Origin of the sequence: Streptomyces sp. ATCC 21386, from assembly GCF_018728545.1 — a bacterium.
GTDB lineage: Bacteria > Actinomycetota > Actinomycetes > Streptomycetales > Streptomycetaceae > Streptomyces.
The window spans coordinates 1374179-1390036 of record NZ_JAAVVL010000001.1 but is presented as its reverse complement, the minus strand read 5'-3'; the positions used below and the strand labels follow the sequence as shown (position 1 = coordinate 1390036).

The window sequence follows — 15858 nt, the reverse complement described above, 5'->3', positions numbered from 1 at the left end:
TCAGCTGACCTTGATCTGGTCGTACACCGGCACGCTGAACGGGTTCAGGGCGACGTCGGAGAGCCGCTCCGAGTAGCCCGCGCTGCCGTTCTGGTACCAGAGCGGGATCGCGGCCATGTTGTCCCGGACGACCTCCTCGGCCTTCTGGAACGTCTCCACCGCCTTCGCCGTGTCCGACTCGGCGTTGGCCTCGTCCACCAGCTTGTCGAACTCCGCGTTGGTCCACTTGCCGTCGTTGGAGGAGGCGTTGGTGTAGTACAGCGGCTGCAGGAAGTTCTGGATGAGCGGGTAGTCCATCTGCCAGCCGGCCCGGAACGGACCGCTCATCTTCCGCTGGGTGATCTGGTTGCGGTAGTCGGCGAAGGTGCCGACCGGGTTGCCGACGCACGCCTTGTCGTTGTCGAGGGCGTTGTTGATGGAGTTGCAGACGGCGTCGACCCACTGCTTGTGGGAGCCGGTGTCCGCGTTGTACGTGATCTTGACCTGGCCGCCGGGGAGCCCGCCGCCCTCCTGGATCAGCTTCTTGGCCGCGTCCGCGTCGTACTCGCAGGCGTCACCGCACAGGCCCTCCTTGTAGCCGCCCTCCTCGCCGAGGACGGGTGAGGTCCAGTCGGTGGCGGGGGTGCGGGTCTTCTGGAAGATGGTGTCGGTGATCTGCTCGCGGTCGATCGCCCGGGACAGCCCCTCGCGGACCTTCTCCGAGCCCTTTTTGTTCCACTGCTCGTCGTAGAACGGGAAGGACAGGGTCTGGATGATGCCGGCCGGGGTGTTGATGTACCGGTCGCCGAGGTCGGCCTGGACGTTCTTCAGCTGGGCGGCGGGGACGTCGTCGACGAGATCGAGGTTGCCGGCCATCAGGTCGGTGTAGGCGGTGTTGTTGTCGGTGTAGACCTTGAGGTCCACGCCGCCGTTCTGCGCCTTGTCCTCGCCCGGGTAGTCGTCCCACTTCCGCACCGACAGCTGGGAGCCCTTGGTGTAGGAGTCGACGGCGTACGGACCGTTGCCGACGGGCTTGGCCAGCCAGGCGTCGTGGTCGGTGAAGAACGACTGCGGCAGCGGGGCGTACGCGTTGTAGCCGAGGGTGTCGGGGAAGGTCGAGAACTTCTGGGTGAGCTTGACGGTGAAGGTGTTCTCGCCGGTGACCTTCAGCCCGGAGAGCGTGTCGGCGGTCTGCTTGCTGCCGTCGTCGGGGTGCGTCTTGTCGTAGCCCTCGATGTACTCGAAGAAGTACGCGTTCTTCTGGTTGTTCTTCAGGCTCGCCCCGTAGTTCCAGGCGTCCACGAAGGACTTGGCGGTGACCTTCTCGCCGTTCTGGAAGGTCCAGCCGTCCTTGACGGTGATGGTGAAGTTCTGCGAGTCGGTCGTCTCGATCTTCTCGGCGAGCATGTCCTTGGCCTCGCCGGTCTTGGCGTCGTACCGCTTCAACCCGCGGAAGATCATGTCCAGCACCTTGCCGCCCTGCACCTCGTTGGTGTTGGCCGGCTCCAGCGGGTTCTGCGGGTCGCCCCAGGAGGAGCTGAGCACCGCGCCGGCGTCACCGCTGCCGCTGCCGCCGTCGCCGTCGTCGCCCCCGCCACCACAGGCGGTCGCGGCGAGGGCCACGGCCGCCGCGCCGGCGATCCATCGGGCGTGCGTGGCTCCACGCATGGGTGCCTCCTCGTGAGTGCGCGGGTGCGCGCTTGGCGCCAGCGCGGGTGCGCTGTTCCGATACCGGTCAATATCGACCGGTATCACCCATGGCGCACGCCACTCGGCCCGTCCGGGGGAACGCATCCCTCCGGATGCACGCACTCACCACCTCTGGCGCGGCGCGGCGGGGGTGAGGGCACGGCGGGGGCGCGGTCGGGGGCTGGGGCGGGGGCGGGGGCGGCCACGTCTGCACGCCCAACTGCCGGCCCCTGCCCTGGCCGAGGAGGGGTCTGGCCGCGAGTGTCCGCAGAGTCCCACTCGGACCGGCCCCGACATGGGGTTCAGTGCTCGCGCCCTGGGACTGAGCGCCTACTTGGCGACGGGTGGGGCCGCGCCCCCAGGGAGCCGCCGTTGGGGCGTGGGACGGCCCGGCCGCTTCAGCCCGTGCGACGCGAGGCCCGGGCGAGGGCCCCGCCCTTGACTCCGCCGAGGAAGGCGCGCAGGGCCGCAGGTGTGGTGGTTATGACGGTCTCGGGGGTGGCGCTTTCACGGAGGTGGGGGCGGCTGGTTATGGGGGCGGCTATTTCGACGCAGGTATCGGCGCCACCCTCGCTGTAGCTGGACTTTTGCCACCTGAGCTGGGTCATGCGCGCCTTCCTGAGGCCGGGTGCTCCCTAGAGCAGGGGATACAGGAGCCGCTGGATCAACCCCAGCGAGTCCTTCGCCGCATGCCCCTCAGGTGGTACGCCCGCGTCCACCGGAGGGAGCGCCGCTTCCCGCAGCCTAGCGAAGAGGTCCGTGTACCAGGCAATGGCCTCGCCATCGCCCAGGTACAGCGACTTCTCGATGTGCGCGACGATCACCGTACCGAGCGGACGGACAACGGGCTCCACGAGAGTGACCGAGGACCCGAAGGGCACCGGACCGTCGAACGGGAGGATCTGCACCGTCACATGCGGCAGACGCGAGGCCTCGATCAGCCGCTGCAACTGTTCCCGCATGATGCGGGGGTCACCCAACGAGGCATGCAACGCCGCTTCGTGTACGACGGCGTGGAGACGCGGTGGACGCTCGCCCGCGAGTACAGCCTGGCGTCGCATCCTGAATTCGACGGCCAGGTCGTGCTCTTGAGGCGTCGCGTCCGCGTAGCCCTCGTGATGGATCGCGTGAGCATACGCCTTGGTCTGCAGCAGCCCCGGCACAAACATCGGCTCGTAACAGATGATGTCGACGGCGACGTCTTCCAGCTCCGCCAGGTCCAGCAGCGATGGGCGCACCCGGTCCCGGTACTCGGTCCACCAGCCCTTGCCCGATGCCTGCCCCAGTCCTACGAGGGCCTCCACATAGGTTGAGTCTTCGCTACCAGATGCTGCAGCGAGACGGCGCAGCCTCTCGGCGGACAAGCTCGTCCTCCCCGCCTCGACCGTACTGACATGAGAGGCGTTCATCCCCATCGCTTCGGCCGCACGCGCGGTCGTGAAACCGGCGCGCTCGCGGATTCCGCGAACCTCCGATCCGAACCTCCGCTGTCGGTACGTGGGGTTGACCCTGAGCCCCAATTCACCCTCCTCGTCTCTGCCGCGAAGTAACCAGCAACCACCCTTTCGTGAAGTGGTTGAGAGATAGCAACCATAATCGCTACCTTACGTGTGGCTTCAGTCACATCAGGCACACAATGGGAGGCTGCCACATGCGCACGCCCGAAACCGCTGAACTCCCCGATTCCCACTGGTCGTACGGCTTCCTCATCCCCCACGACCCGCGTGCCGCCTCCGTCGTCAGAGCCGCCCTCCGCGCGCTGCTGCGCGCGACCCGCCTCGGGTGCCTGGCCGACACGGTCGAACTCCTCGCCTCCGAGTTGGTCACCAACGCGTACCGCCACTCCCCCACCGACGCCTACGTGAACGTTGAACGCACCCCCGAGACCCTCACCGTCTCGGTCTGGGACCACGGGCCCGGAACCCCCGCTTCAAGCGAGGCCCCGCGGCCGAGCGACGACGCCGAGTCCGGGCGCGGACTCGGGATCGTCGACGCGTGTGCGGACGAGTGGGGCGTACGGGAGGACCCGTACGGTAAGGCTGTGTGGTTCAGCGTGATGCCGAAGGGGGAGGCGTGAGGGGGCCCGAGGAAAGGATCGGGCAGGAGGCGCCGCATACGCCCGCTCGATACTCTCGGGACATGGAGTACGCCAAGATGCGCGCGATCGCGGAGGAACTGGGGACTCACGCTGAGCAGCTTGAGGGAGCATGGCGCGTCGAGATCGGCCCGTCAGGTCCGATACTGGCCATGATGTGCCCGTCGAAGCGCCACGAGGGCACGGTCCGTCGCATCTGTAAGCAACTCGACGAGCAACTCCTCACCTCACACCCCGGCTACATCTGCGCGAACGGCCCCGAGATCGAGCACCCGGCGCTCGGCCGCATGCGGCGCCCGGATGCCATCGTCATTCCCGAGGACGTACTCGACGAGGAAGGTCTCGCCGTCGACGCCTCCCAGGTGCTGGCCGTCATCGAGATCGTCTCACCGTCCAACCCGGACAACGACTACGGCCAGAAGCTCACCGAGTACCCCGCCATGGGAATCGCCCACTACATGATCGTCGACCCTCGCACGGGCACAATCGAGGTGCATTCCGACCCGTGCGCGGGCCGGTACTCCCGCAAGGATCCGTACATCTTCGGCGACAAGGTGCCGTTCGGCGCCTGGACGGTGGAGACCGCCGCGTTCCGCCGTTACGGCCGGGCGGGCGACAGCTCAACCTGACGGACGGCCCGCACCGAGGGCGCGGATCAGCCCGACTCGCCCCGCTCCACGCAGAATTCGTTGCCCTCGGGGTCGGCCATGAGGACCCAGCCGCCGCCATCGGGGCGGGTGTGGTCGGCGATCACGCGGGCGCCCAGCGCGACGGCCCGCTCAACCTCCTCGGCACGGCTGCGGCCTCGGGGCCTGAGGTCGAAGTGGATCCGGTTCTTGACCGCCTTCGTCTCGCGCACCCGCACGAACAGCAGCCTCGGCCCTCCGTCCGGATCCGCGACCAGGGCCTCCGGGTCACCGGGTTTGTCATCCTCGACCAACGGCCGCCCGAGCAACTCGCTCCAGAAGAGGGCGACGTAGTAGGGGTCGCCGGTGCAGTCGAAGGTGAGGCTGTGGATGGCGGGGGCGTAAGGCTCAACTGGGTCTCCGTCGTGAGGGGGTGTGCGGTTGGGAGGCAGGTGGAGATGGGACGTCCGTGACGCGCGACCAGGGACTCGCCACCGGCCGTCACCCGTCACAGGTTTCCTACCAGAGGCGGGCCGCTCCGCCCACGGCCCGCACGCACAGCCTCCGCCGCCTCCCTCCGCGACCCCAAACACCTGTGCACGTCGAGGAGTTCCCTGGCTCGGTACGTGGACATCACCGCGTACACCGCGCAGCCGGCCGCGAGCCTCGCCGCGACGCTCGCCGACGCGTCCTCGACGACCACGCACCGACGCGGATCGACACCCAGACGCGCGGCGGCGCTCAAAGTACCCCTCGGGCGACGGTCGGTTCGGCGTGGCTGGAGGTGACGAAGGGCCCGGCGGCCCCTTCGACGGCCCGGAAGCCGGGCTTCTCGGCGGCCATCAGCCGGTCCAGCGCGGTGTTCGCCGACCGGGTCACGCTCCGGGACCGGCATCCTCAGATGTCGGCCCGTCGCCGCCCCTGCGTGACCCACCACACAGCCTCGAGGTCCAGTCCCTCTCCCGCGCTCAGGTCGGCCACACCCTGCCGTGCGCACCACGGTGTCGAGCAGCGCGCCGTCCACGTCGAGGAGGACGGCTTGAACCGTGGCGCGGCCGCCTTCCAGTTCTTGTTCCATCACCCCGGCCCCCGCACGGCGGCCGACGTCCTGATGACACATATCGCCATTGCAACAGCCGTCACCGACGCCGACTTGAGGAAAAATTGAGGATGCGAACCTCCCGCATTGCGCAAACACTTGGCCGATAAATCGGTGAGACGTACGTCTCACCAGCAGGGAACAAAGAGATGTAAACCGTCCTTTGCCTTCCGGCTGGGGCTTCCCCTCCCTCCCTTTTGGCCACTTTGTTCATCCACGTACAGGGCATATGAATGAGGCAAGAACTTCGGCGTGGCGCGCCGCACTTGCCTTTTCGACAGTGCGCCCGCCAATCTTCTGTCTAACACGTGGACGGCCCGACGGCTGGTCAAGCCCTGTCGCCTGCACGCGTGTTGACCATCTGAACGGGGGTTCTGATGAACAGTCCATTTTCGCGGCGTTTTGTGCCGCGACGCACCAGTCGGCCGATCGAATGACAGCCGTCACGGCTGTGAGCAAAAGCCCTCTTCGGTAGCGGCAAGTTCACAGCCGCTGGATCCGAACTTCCTGCCGGGAAAGCGAAAGAGTCCGCGAAGGCGGCAGCATCGCCCACCCGGTAGCGGGCCCGTGCGCCCTCACTCAGATCTTTCGTTGCTCAGGCTCGCCACGCCCCAGGGCATGGCCTGCAGACGGGAATTCCATGAAGAGACTTGTAAGTTCCGCACTCACGTCCGCCGTCATGGCCGGCGGTCTCGTGGGTGTCACCGGATCGCCCGCCTCCGCCGCGTGCGCCCCGGACCCGGTGCGGAAGTACGCCATCTCCAAGAAGTCCACGGTGTACAGGGGAACGAACCTGAAGAGCACGTGGATGGACATGCGCAGCGCTTCAGAGGTCACGGTCAGCTACAACAAGAGCAGCACGGCGACCGCGAGCGTCAGCGGTACCGCCGGTATCGAGGCCGAAGCCGGCGTGATCTTCGCCAAGGCGAGTACGTCGTTCAGTGTGACCGTGGGCGGCGAGTGGTCCAGTTCGAAGAGCTGGAACTACGAAATGAAGGCCAAGAAGGTCAAGGGCAAGAACCAGGTCCGTATGAGGCTCTACCACGAGGCCAAGAAGTTCAGGGTCGGCAAGAGCATCACCACCAACAAGCCCAACTGCAAGGGCAAGACCACCAAGCACGTGTGGAACAAGACCATCATCGCGCCGACCAAGCGCAGCAGCAACGACTTCTGGCGCCTTGAGTACAGGAAGGTGTAGCAGACCGCGAAGAGGCGACCTCGAGGGGACCCTGGCGAGCCGCTTCAGTCGGCGGGATCACGGGACCTTCACCGAGGGCACCTGAGCGGACCAGGAATGAGGTGGGCCCGTCCGCCGAGCCCCCGAATCAACAGTTCGGGGTCGCCCGGCGACGGGCCCACATGTCTCTCGGTGTCGGTCAGTCCTTCGTGACCTCCGGTTCGGACTCGACCGCCGCACTGTCCTCCAGCGCCTTCAACCCCGGGTCCAGCACGACGTCCTCGGCGCGGGCCTCGGTCGTCGGGTCCTCCGGGAAGTGGCAGGCCGTCAGATGGCCGGGCAGGTTGCCGGAGAGCTGGACCAGCGGCGGCTCCTCGGAGGCGCACTTGTCCTGGGCCTTCCAGCAGCGCGTGCGGAAGCGGCAGCCGGACGGCGGCGCGATCGGCGAGGGCACGTCACCGGCGAGCCGGATCCGCTCCTTCACCTCGACCTCGTCGTCGATAGCGACCTCGGGCACCGCCGAGAGCAGCGCGTGGGTGTACGGGTGGCGGGGCCGGTTGTAGAGCGAGTCCCGGTCCGCGACCTCGACGATCTTGCCGAGGTACATGACCGCGACGCGCTTCGAGAAGTGCCGGACGATGGCGAGGTCGTGCGCGATGAACAGGAACGCGATGCCCAGCTCGTCCTGGACCTTCTGCAGCAGGTTGACGACCTGCGCCTGGATCGACACGTCCAGCGCCGAGACCGGCTCGTCCGCGACGATCAGTTTCGGGTTCAGCGCGAGCGCGCGAGCCACGCCGATGCGCTGGCGCTGACCGCCGGAGAACTCGTGCGGGAAGCGGTTGTAGTGCTCGGGGTTGAGACCGACCAGTTCGAGGAGCTCACGGACCTTGTTCTCCCGGCCGCCCTCGGGGTTGATCCCGTTGACCTCCATCGGCGACTTGATGATCGTGCCGACCGTCTGCCGCGGGTTGAGGGAGGAGTACGGGTCCTGGAAGATCATCTGGATCTCGGACCGCACCGGCGCCAGCTGCCTGCGCGAGGCGTGGGTGATGTCCTGGTCCTTATAGGTGATCTTCCCGCCGGTGGGCTCCAGGAGCCGGGTGATCAGCCGTCCGGTCGTGGACTTGCCACAGCCGGACTCACCGACCAGACCGACGCTCTCGCCGACCCCGACGGTCAGGTCGATGCCGTCCACGGCCTGGACCGCACCGACCTTGCGTTTGATCGGGAAGCCGCCGTAGATGGGGAAGTGCTTCGTCAGCCCCTCGACCCGGAGCAGCGTCTCGGCCGCGGTGTCCTGGGAGCCCTGCTGTGCGGGGAGGGTGAGGTTGTCGCTCATGATCTCGGTTCTCCCTAGCGCAGCCGGGGCTGGATCTTGTCGATGAAGATGGACTGCTTCTGGTCCGCCGTCAGGTGGCAGGCAGAGGCACGCCCCTCGCCGAGCGGCGGCCGCTCCGTGCTGCAGCGGTTGCCGGTGACCTCACCGGTGAACGCGCAGCGCGGGTGGAACGGGCAGCCGGTGGGCGGGTTGAGCAGGCTGGGCGGGGAGCCCGGGATCGGAGTGAGTGCCCGCCCGGTGTCGCCGCCGAGGCGGGGCATCGAGCTGAGCAGACCCCAGGTGTAAGGGTGCTTGGGGTTGCGCAGCACCTCACGGACACTGCCGCGCTCCACGGCCCGGCCCGAGTACATCACCAGCAGGTCGTCGGCCATGTCGGAGATGACGCCGAGGTCGTGGGTGATGAAGATGATCGCGGAACCGAACTCCTGCTGCAGGTCCTTGAGCAGGTCGAGGATCTGCGCCTGGACGGTCACGTCGAGCGCGGTGGTCGGCTCGTCCGCGATCAGCAGGTCGGGGTCGCAGACCAGGGCCATGGCAATCATGGCGCGCTGGCGCATACCGCCGGAGAACTGGTGCGGGTAGTCGTCCACGCGCGTCTGCGGGTGCGGGATGCCGACCTTGGCCAGCATCTCGATCGCACGCTGCCGGGCCTCCTTCTTGGAGGCGCCGGTGTGCTTCATGAACGGCTCGGCGATCTGCCGGCCCACTGTGTAATACGGCGAGAGCGCCGTCAGCGGGTCCTGGAAGATCATCGCCACCTTGTTGCCGCGGAGCTGCTCCAGCTCCTTCTCCTTGGCAGTGACGAGTTCCTTCCCGTCGAGGATGATCTCGCCCTCGACGGTGGTGTTCTTGGGGTTGTGCAGACCGAGGACGGTCAGGTTGGTCACGGACTTGCCGGAGCCCGACTCACCCACGATGCCCAGCGTCTTGCCGCGCTCGACGTCGAAGGAGAGCCCGTCGACGGCCTTGACTATGCCGTCCTCGGTGGAGAACCGCACCCGCAGGTCGCGGACCGAGAGGAAGGCCTCCGGCCCGGTCGGGGCCTTCTCGCCTTCGGTCTTGGTCAGAGTGGTCACGGTATTTCTCCTAGCTGAGGCGCACGCGCGGGTCGATGTAGGCGTAGGCGACGTCCACGATGATGTTGAGGATCAGGATGAAGAACGCCCCGACCAGCATGACGCCCATCGTGAGCGGCAGATCCTTGTCCAGCGAGGAATTGACCGCGAGACGGCCGACGCCTGCCAGGTCGAAGGTGATTTCCGTGACCACAGCACCCGACAGCAGTGCGCTCAGGTCCATGCCGATGATGGTGACGATCGGAATGAGTGAACCACGCCAGGCATAACGGAAGAATACGTACCGCTGCTTCATGCCCTTCGCCCGGGCCGTGCGGACGTGTTCCTCCGAGAGCTGCTCGATCATGGTCGAGCGGGCCATACGCGTGTACTGAGCGGTGAAGATCGTGGCCATGACCGCCCAGGGGATCAGCAAGCCGACGAACCAGCCGACCGGGTCCTCGGTGATCGGGACGTACTGAGGGCTCTCCATCAGGCCGGTGCTGTAGACGAGGATGCCGAGCACGATCGGGCCGAGGAAGTAGATCTGGAAGGAGCTCAGCAGCATGGACGCGCCGCTGACGGCTTTGTCCAGCGCGGTGCCGCGCTTCCATGCCGCGATAAGACCGGTGCCGAGACCGAAGACAAGGAAGATCACCAGGCCGCCGAGCGTCAGCGACAGCGTCAGCGGGAAGCGGTCGACGATGGAGTCCCAGACGAACTCACCACTGTCGAAAGAGACTCCCAGGCAGGGAGCGGAGCAGTGCCCGATCGGGAAGTCCCGGCCGGCCACGATGCCCACCATGAAGTTCCAGAACTGCGTGGTGATGGGCTTGTCGAGGCCGAGATTCTCTCTGATGACCGCGATGTTCTCGGGGGAGCAGTTCTTGCCACAGGACAGCTGCGCGAAGTCTTGGGGGATCGTATAGAACAGGAAGAACGTGAAGGCGCCGATCAGGAACATGATGACGACGGCGCCGATCAGCCTGCGGATGAGGAACTGAAGCATGGCGGGTGGATGCTCTCTTCGAAAAACGCGGCGGTCGGAGGAGGGGGAACCGACCGCGGGGGTGCGCTCCGCCTGGCGCACACCCCCGCGGATCAGCCGGGCTGACGGATTACGGCTGCTTCAGGAACAGGTCGTTGATGTCGATGTAGCTCGACTCCGTGCTGTACCGGGCACCACCGATGTTCGATCCGAAGAGCTGGATCTGCTTCGAGTAGTAGACCGGAGCGGCCGGGTTGATCTCCTCCACGATGCGGTGGTGAGCCTCTTCCCACGTCTTGGCCGCGGCCTCGGGCTCCTCGGTCAGAGCCTTCTGGATCAGCGCGTCGACCTTGGCGTCCTTGATGTGCGAGTAGTTCGAACCGCCGTCGGCGATCAGGCTGCCGTCGTAGACCGGGGTGATGACCGTGGACGGGGAGGACCAGTCCTGGCCCCAGCCAGTCATGTAGATGTCGTACGGGTTCTTCAGCTTGCCGATCTGCTCGTAGAAGCTGGCCCGGTCGATCTCCTTGGCCTGGACGTCGAAGCCGATCTTGGCCAGCGCGTCCTTGATGATCACCTGCTGGGCCTGGCCGCGCGGGGTGTTGGAGTAGGCGTAGCTGAGCTTGGTGCCCTCCTTGACGCCCGCCTCCTTCAGCAGCTCCTTGGCCTTGTCCAGGTCACCGTTGGGCTTCTTCAGCTTGCCGAACGGGTCGTACGCCTTGTCGTAACCGGGCAGGGTCGGCGCCATCAGACCACCGGCGATCTCACCGCCGTAGCGGCCACCGTCGGCCTGGACCATGGCCTGGGACGGGATCGCGTAGGTGATCGCGTCGCGGATCTTCTTGTCCTTCACCGCGTCGCTGGAGAGGTTGAAGGTCAGCTGCCACACGTAGGGCTGGTAGCCCTGGATGGTGCGCTTCTTGGTCTCCGCGTTGCCGATGACCGTCGCCATCTGCGCCGGGTCCACGGAGTCCGTGAACTGGATGGCGTTCTTGGCGTCGCCCTGGTCGGCGATCAGGCGCTTGGTCTGGCTGGCCTGCTTGATAGTGGTGGTGAAGTTGTAGCCGTCGACGTACTGGTGGCGCACCGAGTCCGTCTTCGGGTCCCACTGGTCGTTCTTGACCAGGGTCAGCGACTTGCCCGCCTTGTAGTCGGAGATCTTGTACGGGCCCAGCGCGGCCGGGGCCTTGTCGTACTTCTCCTTCGTGTCCTGCTTCTCGGGCACGATGGCGTAGCCGGCCATGGCGAGGGCCTGCGGGAGGTCCGGGCGCGGCTTGTCGAAGTGGAAGACGACCGTCTTGTCGTCCGGGGTCTCCAGGACGGAGTCCGGCAGGTGCTTGCCCTTGTACGGGCCGTCCGGCAGCGCCTTGCGGTAGTCGGAGCCCGAGAGCCAGCTCTGGATGTACGTCGGGCCGTCGAAGATGACCTTGGAGTACTGGCGCTCGATGGTGTGACGGACATCGGCCGAGGTGATGGCGTTGCCGTCCTCGTCCTTGATGCCGTCCTTGAGCGTGTACGTCCAGGTCTTGCCGCCGTCGGAGGACTTGCCGGAGTCGGTGGCGATGTCACCGACGACCGTCAGGTTGCCCTTGTCGTCCTCCTGGTAGTTCGTCAGACCGCGGTGGAGCAGGTTGGCGATCTGACCGGCGTCGGAGACGTAGATCTGCCCCGGGTCCAGGTGGGTCATGTCGGACTGCGCGTACACATTGATGACACCGCCGGACTTGGCGCCCTTGACCTCTTCGGCCGGACCGGTGGAGGCGGCGGCGTCGCCGTAGGCGACAGGCTTCGACTGCTCGGCGGCGTCTTCCTGGGACTTGGAGTTGTCCTTCGCGTTGCTCTTGCCGTTGTCCGAACAGCCGGCGAGCGCCAGCGAGCCGGCCACGAGCGCCACGGCCGCGGCGCGCGCGGTGCGGTTTCTGATGGGCTTCATGATGCGTATGCACCTACCTGTCGATAGTTGTCCACGAGTACTGCCTGACGGCCCGGGAGAACCCGGGTCGGGGGCGGCAGTCCCCCCACCCACCAATGGACGATTACCGTCCGGTCTTGGGGTCGAATGCGTCCCGGACGGAGTCGCCGAGAAGGTTGAAGCAGAGCACGAATACGACCAGTGCCACGCCTGGGAAGAACATGAACATCGGGTCCTGCTCGTAGACGTCGGCGCCGACGGCGAACATCCGGCCCCAGTCGGGGGTGGGCTCGGGGAAGCCGACACCTACGAACGAGAGGAAGGCGATGGAGAGGATCGTGCTGGGCAGGATGTACGTGCCCTGCACCAGGATCGGGGTGACGATGTTCGGCAGGATCTCCTTGCGGACGATACGCCAGGGCGAGGCCCCGGACACCTTCGCCGCCTCCACGAACTCGCGCTCGCGCAGGGAGAGAACGGAGCTGCGCACCAGACGGGCGAGACCCATCCAGCCGAGGAACCACATCACCAGAACGATGGCCACGGCCCGCAGGTAGGTCGGCGTCTCGTCACGCGGGTCGACGAACAGCGCGGTGACGACGGGCATGAAGGCGATGAAGAAGAGCTGCGACGGGAAGCCGAGGAAGAAGTCGGTGATCCGGCCCACCCAGTAGTCGACACGACCACCGAAGTAGCCGCCGATCATGCCGATGAGGACTCCGGTCGTCACACTGAACAGGGTGACGATGACGGCCATGTACAGCGACGTCCGCATGCCGTACAGCAGCATCGTGAACACGTCGCGGCCCAGCTTCGGCTCGACGCCGAACCAGAAGTCACCCGACATGCCACCGAAGGAACCGGTGGGCATGGCGAAGTCGTCCAGCAGGAACGGGTAGTCGGGCTCCTGCGCGTACAGCGTGTAGGGGTTCTTGCCGTACAGGCTCGAGATGACCGGCGCGAGCGCGGCGATGACGAAGAAGAAAATCACTACGCACGCGGAGATGACTCCAGTACGGTCCCGCTTGAACCGTTGCCACATCAACTGCCCGGGGGAACGACCCTCAAGCTTCTTCTCACCCTTGGCGACCTCGGCGGCCATCTCGAGCTCGGGGTCCAAGGCGACCGCGGACCCGGAGCCCTCGGCCTTGGTTGGACTGGTCATGTCTGTTCTTCCCCCGGGGGGTTGGAGAGTTGAGCGCAGCACAGATACCGGCAGGTTCTGTGGTTTGGGGGAACTTTCGCCAAACGGGTCAACGCGCGTCAAGGGCGGAAGGCATAGGGATCTCCCTACCGTCCATATTTTGAGCAAAAATTGCAAAGATTGACACCTGGTCGCGCTTGACAGGTGAGACGAGAACCCGGTGAATCGGGCATACGCGGAACGATTTTTGTTTACATGTCCGAAACTTGATCGCTGGAACACCGATATCCGAACAGCGCCGCACAGTCGACAGCCAGTCAACCGAAGCATCCCGGCCGGAAGTCCAGCCTCCCTTGCGCGCTCTTCGCAATCTCCCCGGAATCCCCAGCATCCCCATGGGACCTCCCCTGTATGCGGATACACCTGAAGCCCGACCCATCACAGGTCGGGGAACCGGGACTTGACGCTTCGACAGATGGCTCGACGGCGCGCGGGCGTGCAGTGCGGTCGAGTCAGTCTACACGCGTAGCGTCTCTCGGAGGAGCCCTGGGAACCCACGTGCTGGTCCGGTCCCCGCAGAAGCGGGGACCGGACCAGGTCCGTGCTCCGTCAGCCGTGCTTGGCGCGGCTCGCGGCACGCGCGCGCTCGCGGGCGTCCAGGTTGACCTTGCGAATGCGCACGGCCTCCGGGGTCACCTCGACACACTCGTCGTCGCGGCAGAACTCCAGGGACTGCTCCAGAGAGAGCTTGCGCGGCGGGACGATCGCCTCGAACGAGTCGGCCGAGGAGGACCGCATGTTCGTGAGCTTCTTCTCCTTGGTGATGTTCACGTCCATGTCGTCGGAGCGCGAGTTCTCACCGACGATCATGCCCTCGTACACCTCGGTGCCGGGCTCCGTGAAGAGCACACCGCGCTCCTGGAGATTCGTCATCGCGAACGCGGTGACGGCGCCGGCGCGGTCGGCGACCAGCGAGCCGTTGTTACGGGTCTGGAGCGCGCCGAACCAGGGCTCGTGGCCCTCGTGGATGGAGTGCCCGATGCCCGTGCCGCGGGTCTGCGTCAGGAACTCGGTCCGGAAGCCGATGAGGCCGCGGGACGGCACGACGAACTCCATGCGCACCCAGCCGGAGCCGTGGTTCGACATGTTGTCCATCCGGCCCTTGCGGACACCCATGAGCTGCGTGACCGCGCCCATGTGCTCCTCGGGCACGTCGATCGTCATGCGCTCGACGGGCTCGTAGATCTTGCCGTCGACCTCCTTGGTGACGACCTGGGGCTTGCCGATGGTCAGCTCGAAGCCCTCACGGCGCATCTGCTCCACCAGGATGGCCAGCGCCAGCTCACCACGGCCCTGGACCTCCCAGGCGTCCGGGCGCTCGGTGTCGAGCACACGGAGGGAGACGTTACCGACCAGCTCGCGGTCCAGGCGGTCCTTGACCTGACGGGCGGTCACCTTGCGGTCCTTGACCGCGGCCTTGTTGTCCGCGCCCTTGCCCGTGCCGCCACGGCCGACCAGCGGCGAGGTGTTCGTGCCGATGGTCATCGAGATCGCCGGCTCGTCGACCGTGATCAGCGGCAGCGCGATCGGGTTCTCGGGGTCGGCGAGGGTCTCGCCGATCATGATGTCCGAGATACCGGCGACGGCGCAGATGTCACCCGGGCCGGCCACCTCGGCGGGCTTGCGGGTGAGCGCCTCGGTCATCAGCAGCTCGGTGATGCGCACGTTGGACATCGTGCCGTCACGCTTGATCCACGTGACGGTCTGGCCCTTGCGCAGCTCGCCCTGCTCGACGCGGAGCAGCGCGATACGGCCGAGGAAGTTGTCGGCGTCCAGGTTGGTGACGTGCGCCTGGAGCGGGGCCTCCTCGTCGTACGACGGGGCCGGGACGTGCGACAGGATCGTGGAGAAGAACGGCTCCAGGCTGTTGCTGTCGGCCGGGACGGTGCCGTCCTCCGGCTTGGTCAGCGAGGCGATACCGTCACGCGCACACGCGTAGACGATGGGGAACTCGATCTGGTCCTCGTCGGCGTCGAGGTCGAGGAAGAGGTCGTAGGTCTCGTTGACGACCTCGTCGATGCGCGAGTCCGCGCGGTCCGTCTTGTTGATGCACAGGATGACGGGCAGGCGCTGCTGGAGCGCCTTGCGGAGCACGAAGCGGGTCTGCGGCAGCGGCCCCTCGGAGGCGTCGACGAGCAGGACCACCGCGTCGACCATCGACAGACCGCGCTCGACCTCGCCGCCGAAGTCGGCGTGGCCGGGGGTGTCGATGATGTTGATGGTGATGACGTCGCCGCCATCCTTCGGGTGGTACTTGACCGCCGTGTTCTTGGCGAGGATCGTGATGCCCTTCTCACGCTCCAGGTCGTTCGAGTCCATCATGCGGTCGTCGAGCGACTCGGCGGCGTGCGCGGCGAAGGCACCGGCCTGCTTGAGCATGGCGTCGACCAGAGTGGTCTTGCCATGGTCGACGTGGGCGACGATGGCAACGTTGCGGATGTCGTGGCGCGTGGCCATAGTGAGGCGCTTCTCCCGGAGTGTGAGGACGGCCTGCGCTGACATCTGTGTCGCGCGGACCCTGCCGGGCTGGACACGCCACGGCCTCACCCCATGGTACGGGGCCGCGGGCACCGAGGCTCCCCGGGCCGCTCCGGCCCAGCTCGGACCGGCTCAGCCGCAGCTCAGACGGGTCCCGGGCCGCCCGGCACGCGTACGTCGGCCGCCGCCCCGTACGGTACGGGGCGGCGGCCGG

General features: G+C 66.5%; 15 protein-coding genes. 4 read left to right on the top strand and 11 right to left on the bottom strand.

The features are described 5' to 3' along the window. The 3 genes from GWK25_RS06095 to GWK25_RS06085 all read right to left on the bottom strand — a co-directional run bounded on the left by GWK25_RS06095 (position 1) and on the right by GWK25_RS06085 (position 3188). Positions 1 to 1647: an ABC transporter substrate-binding protein gene (locus tag GWK25_RS06095; protein WP_215448837.1), complete on the bottom strand. Its 1647-nt coding sequence runs from the start codon at positions 1645 to 1647 to the stop codon at positions 1 to 3. Positions 1648 to 2066: 419 nt separating this feature from the next. Continuing rightward, positions 2067 to 2276: a DUF397 domain-containing protein gene (locus GWK25_RS06090; protein ID WP_215448836.1), complete on the bottom strand. Its 210-nt coding sequence runs from the start codon at positions 2274 to 2276 to the stop codon at positions 2067 to 2069. A gap of 27 nt (positions 2277 to 2303) precedes the next feature. Then, positions 2304 to 3188, bottom strand: coding sequence for a helix-turn-helix transcriptional regulator (locus GWK25_RS06085; protein ID WP_215448835.1), 885 nt, complete (start codon positions 3186 to 3188; stop codon positions 2304 to 2306). Positions 3189 to 3319: 131 nt separating this feature from the next. Here GWK25_RS06085 and GWK25_RS06080 point away from each other — a divergent pair, with 131 nt between their 5' ends. Both GWK25_RS06080 and GWK25_RS06075 read left to right on the top strand, forming a co-directional pair. After that, entirely contained in the window at positions 3320 to 3745 is a 426-nt protein-coding gene (locus GWK25_RS06080) for an ATP-binding protein (protein WP_215448834.1), read from the top strand. Between the two features lie 62 nt (positions 3746 to 3807). Then, positions 3808 to 4392 (top strand): Uma2 family endonuclease, encoded by a 585-nt coding sequence (locus GWK25_RS06075; RefSeq protein WP_215448833.1) that lies wholly within the window; start codon positions 3808 to 3810, stop codon positions 4390 to 4392. A 26-nt stretch (positions 4393 to 4418) separates the two neighbouring features. On the opposite strand, the gene GWK25_RS06070 is transcribed toward GWK25_RS06075, so the two are convergent. Beyond that, positions 4419 to 4781 (bottom strand): VOC family protein, encoded by a 363-nt coding sequence (locus tag GWK25_RS06070; protein ID WP_215457230.1) that lies wholly within the window; start codon positions 4779 to 4781, stop codon positions 4419 to 4421. Positions 4782 to 5130: 349 nt separating this feature from the next. Continuing rightward, complete coding sequence (locus GWK25_RS06065) at positions 5131 to 5268, bottom strand: hypothetical protein (RefSeq protein WP_215448832.1); 138 nt, start codon at positions 5266 to 5268, stop codon at positions 5131 to 5133. A gap of 160 nt (positions 5269 to 5428) precedes the next feature. On the opposite strand from GWK25_RS06065, the gene GWK25_RS44210 reads away from it, so the two are divergent. After that, complete coding sequence (locus GWK25_RS44210) at positions 5429 to 5557, top strand: hypothetical protein (protein ID WP_286014513.1); 129 nt, start codon at positions 5429 to 5431, stop codon at positions 5555 to 5557. 571 nt (positions 5558 to 6128) lie between these two features. Further along, on the top strand, positions 6129 to 6686 hold the full coding sequence (locus GWK25_RS06060) for a hypothetical protein (protein ID WP_215448831.1): 558 nt from the start codon (positions 6129 to 6131) through the stop codon (positions 6684 to 6686). 178 nt (positions 6687 to 6864) lie between these two features. Here GWK25_RS06060 and GWK25_RS06055 read toward each other — a convergent pair whose 3' ends face one another. The 6 genes from GWK25_RS06055 to typA all read right to left on the bottom strand — a co-directional run bounded on the left by GWK25_RS06055 (position 6865) and on the right by typA (position 15623). Further along, complete coding sequence (locus tag GWK25_RS06055) at positions 6865 to 8007, bottom strand: ABC transporter ATP-binding protein (protein ID WP_215448830.1); 1143 nt, start codon at positions 8005 to 8007, stop codon at positions 6865 to 6867. Between the two features lie 14 nt (positions 8008 to 8021). Next, positions 8022 to 9083, bottom strand: a complete 1062-nt coding sequence (locus GWK25_RS06050) for an ABC transporter ATP-binding protein (RefSeq protein WP_215448829.1) — start codon at positions 9081 to 9083, stop codon at positions 8022 to 8024. Positions 9084 to 9093: 10 nt separating this feature from the next. Continuing rightward, positions 9094 to 10071 (bottom strand): ABC transporter permease, encoded by a 978-nt coding sequence (locus GWK25_RS06045; RefSeq protein WP_215448828.1) that lies wholly within the window; start codon positions 10069 to 10071, stop codon positions 9094 to 9096. A gap of 109 nt (positions 10072 to 10180) precedes the next feature. Next, entirely contained in the window at positions 10181 to 11983 is a 1803-nt protein-coding gene (locus GWK25_RS06040) for an ABC transporter substrate-binding protein (RefSeq protein WP_215448827.1), read from the bottom strand. Positions 11984 to 12086: 103 nt separating this feature from the next. Next, on the bottom strand, positions 12087 to 13127 hold the full coding sequence (locus GWK25_RS06035; RefSeq protein ID WP_215448826.1) for an ABC transporter permease: 1041 nt from the start codon (positions 13125 to 13127) through the stop codon (positions 12087 to 12089). Positions 13128 to 13715: 588 nt separating this feature from the next. Continuing rightward, positions 13716 to 15623: a translational GTPase TypA gene (gene typA / locus GWK25_RS06030; protein ID WP_215448825.1), complete on the bottom strand. Its 1908-nt coding sequence runs from the start codon at positions 15621 to 15623 to the stop codon at positions 13716 to 13718. Positions 15624 to 15858 lie beyond the last annotated feature (235 nt).

Excerpts from the sequence above, each read along its gene's own strand:
- GWK25_RS06075 (WP_215448833.1), top strand. The coding sequence starts at position 3,808 with ATGGAGTACGCCAAGATGCGCGCGATCGCGGAGGAACTGGGGACTCAC.
- GWK25_RS06035 (WP_215448826.1), bottom strand. The coding sequence starts at position 13,127 with ATGACCAGTCCAACCAAGGCCGAGGGCTCCGGGTCCGCGGTCGCCTTG.
- GWK25_RS06090 (WP_215448836.1), bottom strand. The coding sequence starts at position 2,276 with ATGACCCAGCTCAGGTGGCAAAAGTCCAGCTACAGCGAGGGTGGCGCC.
- GWK25_RS06060 (WP_215448831.1), top strand. The coding sequence starts at position 6,129 with ATGAAGAGACTTGTAAGTTCCGCACTCACGTCCGCCGTCATGGCCGGC.
- typA (WP_215448825.1), bottom strand. The coding sequence starts at position 15,623 with ATGGCCACGCGCCACGACATCCGCAACGTTGCCATCGTCGCCCACGTC.
- GWK25_RS06040 (WP_215448827.1), bottom strand. The coding sequence starts at position 11,983 with ATGAAGCCCATCAGAAACCGCACCGCGCGCGCCGCGGCCGTGGCGCTC.
- GWK25_RS06080 (WP_215448834.1), top strand. The coding sequence starts at position 3,320 with ATGCGCACGCCCGAAACCGCTGAACTCCCCGATTCCCACTGGTCGTAC.
- GWK25_RS06045 (WP_215448828.1), bottom strand. The coding sequence starts at position 10,071 with ATGCTTCAGTTCCTCATCCGCAGGCTGATCGGCGCCGTCGTCATCATG.
- GWK25_RS06095 (WP_215448837.1), bottom strand. The coding sequence starts at position 1,647 with ATGCGTGGAGCCACGCACGCCCGATGGATCGCCGGCGCGGCGGCCGTG.
- GWK25_RS06055 (WP_215448830.1), bottom strand. The coding sequence starts at position 8,007 with ATGAGCGACAACCTCACCCTCCCCGCACAGCAGGGCTCCCAGGACACC.